At 42.5% G+C, this 8,113-nt stretch carries 6 protein-coding genes; 3 read left to right on the forward strand and 3 right to left on the reverse strand.

The features are described 5' to 3' along the window. Positions 1-746 precede the first annotated feature (746 nt). Positions 747-2,603 carry a glycoside hydrolase family 2 protein gene (locus V7L01_RS12780; RefSeq protein ID WP_335035221.1) on the forward strand — a complete coding sequence of 619 codons (1,857 nt, stop codon included), beginning with the start codon at positions 747-749 and terminating at the stop codon, positions 2,601-2,603. After that, positions 2,582-3,682 (forward strand): galactose-1-phosphate uridylyltransferase, encoded by a 1,101-nt coding sequence (gene galT / locus V7L01_RS12785; protein ID WP_335035223.1) that lies wholly within the window; start codon positions 2,582-2,584, stop codon positions 3,680-3,682. Before V7L01_RS12780 ends, galT begins: the two co-directional genes overlap by 22 nt. 331 nt (positions 3,683-4,013) lie before the next feature. Here the strand turns inward: galT and V7L01_RS12790 are convergent, their stop codons facing one another. The 3 genes from V7L01_RS12790 to V7L01_RS12800 all read right to left on the reverse strand — a co-directional run bounded on the left by V7L01_RS12790 (position 4,014) and on the right by V7L01_RS12800 (position 6,701). Beyond that, positions 4,014-4,292 carry a helix-turn-helix transcriptional regulator gene (locus tag V7L01_RS12790; RefSeq protein ID WP_335035225.1) on the reverse strand — a complete coding sequence of 93 codons (279 nt, stop codon included), beginning with the start codon at positions 4,290-4,292 and terminating at the stop codon, positions 4,014-4,016. Between the two features lie 147 nt (positions 4,293-4,439). Next, entirely contained in the window at positions 4,440-5,711 is a 1,272-nt protein-coding gene (locus V7L01_RS12795; protein ID WP_335035227.1) for an ATP-grasp domain-containing protein, read from the reverse strand. An 828-nt stretch (positions 5,712-6,539) separates the two neighbouring features. Then, positions 6,540-6,701 (reverse strand): hypothetical protein, encoded by a 162-nt coding sequence (locus tag V7L01_RS12800; protein WP_335035229.1) that lies wholly within the window; start codon positions 6,699-6,701, stop codon positions 6,540-6,542. Between the two features lie 508 nt (positions 6,702-7,209). Here V7L01_RS12800 and V7L01_RS12805 point away from each other — a divergent pair. Next, positions 7,210-7,899 (forward strand): chloride channel protein, encoded by a 690-nt coding sequence (locus V7L01_RS12805; RefSeq protein WP_335035231.1) that lies wholly within the window; start codon positions 7,210-7,212, stop codon positions 7,897-7,899. Positions 7,900-8,113: the final 214 nt, after the last annotated feature.

Raw genomic sequence — 8,113 nt, forward strand, 5'->3', positions numbered from 1 at the left:
ATCGCTTTTAGTTTAGGGCAGCGAGCAGAATCAAAAACATGAATCACACAGGTGCGCTTGCTGACTTCGTTTTCTACAACGCTCAGTAGCTCTACCCAAAAGTCAGATTATTTTCTGTTCAAAAGGGCGACCCCACTGACAGTACAATAGATGACATCTCAATGATTGAAGGAGTTAGGGGGATTATCCCAGAGAGTTCCCTCTGGGGTGATAATTGGGTTATAGCCAATGACAACTCAACCAGTTACTCTACAACTATGGTTGCAAGCAAAAATGCCATCCATCTAGCAATATTCAACGAATTATTACGTTATCCTCTTGTATAAGCTGATTTTAGTTATCTTACTTTAGTTTGCTAATGCTTATTCACTAATAAATGATTTAAAAAAGAAATTACTTAAACAATTTATATAAAAAGTTTTCACGATCGCCACTTTCTTGTGTGGCAGATTTATGATAGTAATTAGAGACCTAAATTTAATACTTTTTTTTTAGATGACTTGGCAAAGATTAGTAATGTATATGCCATAATGTCACGAGCTAGGCGTATATAAACTTATTGTTAGACTTCAACACGTAAGTGCGGAAGGTATCAGTATTGGCTACAAAAAATATAATACTACTAGCTCCAACCGATCGATAAACGATGGGCTAAAAACTCTTGCTATATCTGGTAATCCAAGTATTTGGGTTTAAATTTAACTGATAGCAGGGGTTGATTGAGTTATGTATAAGGAGAAAATTTGATGAAATTGTTAGATTTGCAGAATCCTGAGGTTAAATTAGCCTCTAAAACAGATAGTAATTTTGTGGACTTAATAGCAGCACACCCCCGACCATTGTTAAAACGCTCACACTGGCAAACTTTAAATGGGCTGTGGAAATTTGCATATGATGACCAAGGAAAATGTATCGAACCCAGCGATTTTAGCGAATGGTCTCATCATATAGAAGTTCCTTTTGCACCGGAATCTACCAAAAGTGGGATTAACGATCGCGGGTTTCATCCAAACTGCTGGTACGAGCGCGAATTTGAAACACCACCAGGCGACGGGAGATTAGTGTTACATTTTGGGGCTGTAGACTATCGCGCTCGTGTGTGGGTAAACGATAAATACATAGCCGAGCATGAAGGCGGACACACCTCTTTCAGTCTCGATATTACCCATGCCTTAAATCACAGTGGTACAACCAAGGTAACAGTGTGGGCGCAAGACGATCCGCACGATCTCGCCAAACCTCGTGGTAAACAAGATTGGCAATTGAAACCCCATAGTATTTGGTATCCTCGCACGAGCGGTATTTGGCAGACAGTCTGGCTAGAGCGCGTAGGTGAGACTTATATCGGTAATCTTCGTTGGATTCCCGACTGCGAACGCTGGGAAATTGGGTTTGAAATTGGGCTGGCTGGTAATTTACCTACTTCAGGTGTCCAAATTAAAATTAAACTCAGCGCTGGCGATCGCATGTTAGCAAGCGATACTTATGAAGTATTCAATGGGGAAATTTGCCGTCGCATTGTTCTGAGCGATCCGGGTATTGACGACTGCCGTAATGAATTACTGTGGAGTCCAGAAAAGCCGACGCTGATAGATGCCCAAATTCAGCTATGGGATAAAGATTGTCTGTTAGATGAAGTGGAATCTTATACAGCGATGCGGACTGTCAGCATTCAGCGCGATCGCTTTATGCTCAACGGTCGTCCCTACTATCTCCGGTTAGTTCTCGACCAAGGTTATTGGCCTGAGACATTAATGACTCCACCCAATGACGAAGCATTACGACGTGATGTAGAACTCGTCAAAGCTATGGGTTTTAACGGAGTACGCAAACACCAAAAAATTGAAGACCCCCGCTTTTTATATTGGGCAGACGTTTTAGGGTTGTTAGTATGGGAGGAGATGCCTAGCGCTTACCGCTTCACGCCGAAAGCTGTGGAACGGATGACGCGGGAGTGGACAGAAATCATCAAGCGAGATGTTAGCCATCCTTGTATTGTGGCGTGGGTTCCGTTTAATGAATCTTGGGGAGTCCCAAATTTGACTGAGACGGCGGCTCATCGTAACTACGTATTGGCAATGTATCACCTGACCAAGACTCTCGATCCGACTCGCCCAGTAATTGGTAACGACGGTTGGGAAAGTACAGATACCGACATCCTCGCTATTCACGACTATGAACGCCACCCTGAGCGATTAGCCCATCGCTACAGACCGGATATTCAGATATCGGATCTATTTGAGCGTAGCCGCCCTGGAGGACGCATTCTTACTCTGGATAACTATCCCCACCAGGGACAACCAGTAATGTTAACCGAGTTTGGTGGTATCGCTTATGCCCCTCTCGATCAACCGAATGCAGATCAAGCTTGGGGATATGAAAACTGCTCGAATATCTCCGAATTGCAAATGAAATACGCTGCACTGCTCGAAACAGTTAATAACATTGAGCTATTTAGCGGATTCTGTTACACACAATTAACAGATACCTTCCAAGAAGCTAACGGTTTATTGTACGGCGATCGCACTCCGAAATTTCCCATTGAGGCAATCCGCGCAGCAACCCTCTCAGGACAAGGTTTATGTACTCCCACAAGCTGTTAAAGCCCGACGGACGCAAACTCAAGTTATACAGTCGCTACCCAATTAGTAGTCAGTTAGAAGCCAGTAGCCCTAGTAATGAGCCAGTGCAAGCTAATCCCCACTTGCGCTGGCACCCCTTGCGGGGTGAATGGGTAGCTTATGCTAGTCACCGTCAAGGGCGGACATTCATGCCGCCCCCAGAATATAATCCCCTCGCACCTACCACCAACCCTGAGTTCCCAACGGAACTACCCCAAGGTAAGTATGATGTGGCAGTGTTCGATAACCGCTTTCCCTCAATGAGCCTGACAGCAAACAATCCACCTGATACTATCGTGGAAACGTTACCAGCTAATGGAGCCTGTGAGGTAGTAGTTTTTACTCAAGATGCCAGCGCCTCCTTGAGTTCCTTACAGTTGGATCATCTAGATTTGCTGTTGGAAGTATGGGGCGATCGCACCCGCGAACTAGGACTAAATCCTGAAATTCAGTACGTGCTGCCCTTTGAAAATAAAGGTGTAGAGGTGGGTGTAACATTGCACCATCCCCACGGGCAAATTTACGCCTATCCTTTTATACCGCCTGTCCCGGCGCGGATGCTGGCAATGCAGCAGGAGTATTATGAAAAACATCGGCGGGGTTTACTGCAAGACTTGATTCAGCAGGAGATTGCAGACAATCGACGGATTATTTACCAAGATGAGTATGCGATCGCATTTGTCCCGGTATGCGCTCGTTACCCCTATGAAGTCTGGATTGCACCAAAAGAGCCAGTTGGCACTTTTACGGATCTTACTCCAGAGCAACGTTGGGGACTTGCCAAAGCGTTAAAAACTGTCACTCTCAAGTATGACGGTTTGTGGAATCGCCCATTTCCTTACTTGATGGCTTGGTTCCAAGCACCAACTGACGGTTTAGCGCATCCCGAAGCGCATTTACACGCCGAGTTTTTTCCACCATATCGGACAAGCGAAAGGCTGAAGTATCTGGCGGGAACCGAACTTGCAGCGGGGATGTTTGCCAATGATGCTTTACCGGAGGAGAAAGCGAAGGAACTACAAGCTGTGATGGTAAACATTGAAGAACCGATTTCGGTGTGACAGGGTTTGAAACTGTAACTTAATTTCTGGACAAACCAACGCATTTATTGAAGTTTGTCCACCTCTCGAATTAGTTCATCAATAAACTGTCTTAACCGTTCCTTCTAATCGGGGACGGTTTTTAACTTTTCTGTAATACCATTTCACGTTAATAATTTGGTGAGATTATGGCGTTCGTTAATGAAATCACACCTCAACAACAATCTTTAATGCCAAGTTATCGAAAAAAGTGGCATAAAATAGCATTTTCCACAAATAGGATTGACCCTCAAAAAGCTATTGAAGCAGTTCAATCTGTCTATAAACTGCTGAAATTACCAACCCCAGAAATTCAATTATTTAATAGTTTATACAGTCCTGCTTCACCAAATACCTCTTTCACCGAGTTAATCAGACCCAAAGCTAATTCGGCATACCGATCGGGGAAAAAGCGATCGGCAGCAGGTGTTAGCTGCCACAATTTGGCAGGTCGTCCCATTGGACGTGGTTCTTCTTGATAGGTTATTAACTGTTCCTCGTGCAAGGCATAAAGATGCTGACGCACTGCCATTGCTGTGATTTCTAAACGAGAGGCAAGGGTTTCTGCATCCAAGCAACCCTCTTGTTTCAATAGCTAGAAATTTTTTAGCAAAAATTAACAAAAATTAGGCAGACCATTGCCTTTACAGATGCGACTGGCATCTGAGCGCGAAGATACCATAGGAGTAGGAGCGATCGCCTAACTCCTGTAGCATGGTTACAAGGGTTTATACCCTGTTTAAGTGAGCCATTGTAATCCTTTCTCCTCTAATTTCTGCTCGATATACTGCATTTCCTGGATAGTTTCTCCAGTAGCGATCGCATAAATTTCGGTGTAGATTTTTCCATATTTGACCTTCTCTAAAGCCGATAAGATAATCAAGTCCTTGCGATCTAGTTCTGGTTTTAAAGTTACTAAAATTGAATCCAACGTTCCTTCCATGCGGTAGTCACTAGAATATTTAGCTACTTCCTTTCCTAGTCCCAGTAGGGTATGACGCTGCAAACACAGAGGAGTCGATCCATTAACTCGGAAATTGGCATCGATCGCATAAAATTGTCCGTCTCGATCTTCGAGCACATCGAACCCAATCACGCCGAAATAACCTTGTTTGTGAGCATACTGGCCAAGGTTGGCAATCATCTCAAAGAACTTGCTCATGTCAGTGTTGCGGTAATCAATCAGTCCGCCTAAATAGTTGCCTTCTGGAGTGACAAGTTGGGTGGTAGTGCCGATGAGGGTTATTTCTCCTGCCTTGTTGACATAGAACTGGACGCAGTAATTCTGCACCTCATTCTTGACGAACTCCGAAACAATAATCGTATCAAGCAACTTAATATTGAGATATTTCCTGATTTCTTCAAAACAGTAGTTCAGATCGCTGGGACTTTTGATGATATAAGTGCCTTCTCCAGAGAGTCCGTGCGATGTTTTAATTAAATAGGGAAATTCTGGTAATTGAATGTCTTCGAGATTGACTTGGTGCAGATTGTAGCTCTTGTATTTCGGACATTGCACCCCCAATTCGGCTAAAGTTACTTTGCTGAGTAAGCGGTAATGAGTGTCTGGATCGACAGCGTGTTTTTCAGGTTTTAGACAATCAAAAGGAAATAAACTAATGAGTTTGTCAAAGCCATTGCTGTGGCTGAGGTCATCCAGATAAGTCGAGCAATCCATCATTTCAATATTGGAGTGGCTGAAGCCGAAATGTTCTTGCCAGTAGCCAAGTAGCGATTTTGGTGGTGGAATAATCACAATTCCTGGAATGCGATCGCCTAACACAGCCAGATTTTTCCAAGGTTCCTTCTGACAAATTTTATCGAAGGAGGTTTTGGTTGCTTCACTACTGCCATCTTGAATAAAATATTTTTTCCGGTTGGGATAAGCAGCCCAACTGGCAGTGGCAGGGTAATTTAAAATAAACCCATAAGATGTATCTGTGATATCTTGAGCAAACAGATCGGAAAGAGTACTCCCTTGAAAATAATGAAAGTCGTATTTTGAGTTCATCTAATCCTCCGAAAACAGCATCTACAAAGGGATGCGGTTGTTTATATTAAACAAGTTTACTTGACAATACCTTTGCCAAAATAAGAGCCTACAAAAATTTTGGCAAAACCTGGCAAAATCCCTATATATAAGCCAATACAGTTCAGTTAATACCAATTTAATGTGAAGTTGCACATATCTTGATCCCCCTAAATCCCCCGATAAATTGGGGGACTTTGAATTCCCCCCTTTTTAAGGGGAGCCAGCGCGGTCTTGGGGTCTCCCCAAGTGGAGCGACTGGCGTGGGCTAGGGGGGATCTAATTCTATGCAGCTTCAGAAAGAATTGGTATAAGCACTTCTTATTTCTCTTTTTTCTCTTCCTTTGCGTCCTTTGCGTCCTTTGCGGTTCGTTAAAAAATAACTTTGACAAAAAGTTTTAGCCTTAACTGAACCTTATTGATAAGCTAAAAAACATCTAAATTGCATAATCAGATTAAATCAAACTCTTGTGGGGTGGGCATCTTGCCCGCCCTAGTTATGCAATTTAAATGTGGAACAGCTTATAAGGTAGCTGGGACTGTCAGAACCTTTATAGTGCGGGCAATATGTAAAAAAAACCTTGTGTGAAACCTTAAAATAATTTTTAGGACTTATTGTTTTTGCCAAACCTCAGAGAACAGCGAGTTTGTAGTCAAAGCGTTATCAACTCACTCTCGTAAATTGACGAAGGTATTGCTGGATTAAACAAGCTTGCTGGATTTCCAAGTAACACCAACTCGAAAAAACAAAGCTATATATTCAAACTTGAAAACTCAGATGTAAAATGGCCTCATTAACTACGCATTACCTTAGCGTAGCCCTTTACAAATTTGTTGACTAATTGTAGCTAATCCTTGAGCAAATTCTGGCGTAATTAATCTATCTGCTGGTTGATTTTGCTCGTAAAGCTGTTGCAATTGCTTAATCTGACTAGCTTTGATGCCCTGAACATTGCCATAAATTTTTTGCATAAAACTAACAATTTACAGTTTAGTTTTCAGCTATGTATATTGTTATTTTGATCTGTTTTAATCTTGATTTAATCTACCAAGAGAAATAAGCAACTTAGGTAGATAATTACCTCAAAAGGAAGCTCTTCTAAAATGGTTTATAGACCCAGAAGTATCAACTATGAAACTGTAAACGTGTAAGTTTCGCCCTGTGACCCAAAGCGGTGAAGCGGCTCGGTCTTCTCCCTACAGACCTTCGGACATCCTACGGGGAAGCAAACTACGCGTAGCGTTTCCTTTAAGAGAAGGGCTGTAGGGCGATAGCGCAGTGTTAGCGAGGTATAAGCGTCTGGGGATTTACCTCATGTTAGCGCAACGTTAGCGCAGAGGCGCAGATAACGCAGAGAAAAAAATAAAAATTGCTAACTGGATTGCTTTATAAAGCAAAGATGATTCAGTGAACTAAATAGCATTTACCATATAAAACGTAATATTTCATATTCTTCGTTTCACAAATAGGAAATAAGCAGTGTTACCAAAAAAGCCCACCGCTACCAATCAAACTCAACGCTGGACATTTGCTCAACTTTTCGGACTAGTAAAACGTAATCCCTTGATGATTTCGCGGTGGGTGATTCTCTGGGTAACTGTGGGTACTGTTAGTGGTCTATTCGCTGCGTTGTACTGGAATGTTTTAGAACTTTTAACTCACCATCTGCAACGATTTGAAGGTTTTAGCCTCCTGATAGTGATGCCACTAGCCGGTTTATTTATCGGGCTGGCGATCCATTTTCTGGGAAATCCCGGTGAAATTGCCGTGATTGTTGATAATATCCATTTTCGTGGCGGACGCTTAGATGCTCGCAAAAATCCCTCAATGATTCTTGCTTCTCTAATCAGCATATCGGCAGGCGGTAGTGCTGGCCCAGAAGCACCACTAGTACAAGTAACAGGTTCTTTTGGTACTTGGGTTGCCGATCGCTTAAAACTCCAGGGTGAAGACCTTAGAACTATGAGTTTAGCGGCGATGGCGGCTGTCAATGCAGCCGTAACGCGCACACCTATAAGTACGACTTTGCTACTGTCAAAGCTGACTAACTTAAGTCCTTTGACACCAATCCTTTTTGCCAGTTTAATTGGATTTTTTCTCGCGCCCAAAGTTCCCCTGATTGCATCTCAATTGAAGTCCCAGAGAGAAACTGCTGAATTAAAGCTATGAATATTCACTAATGACCAAGGCGATCGCACTTTTCAAGTCTTCAAAGAGGCATTTAAAATAAGTATAATTGCTCAAATATCCTTTATTTCTGATTGTGCATCTATAGCTTTTCCTAATCATATCCCTCTTCTGTCACTTTCCGGAATAAGCAAGTAGTAAATAAACTAAACTATCCAGAAGCATAAGAGGGTTTAAATTGATTCATTGCACTAAT

Source organism: Nostoc sp., assembly GCF_036917095.1.
GTDB lineage: Bacteria > Cyanobacteriota > Cyanobacteriia > Cyanobacteriales > Nostocaceae > Nostoc.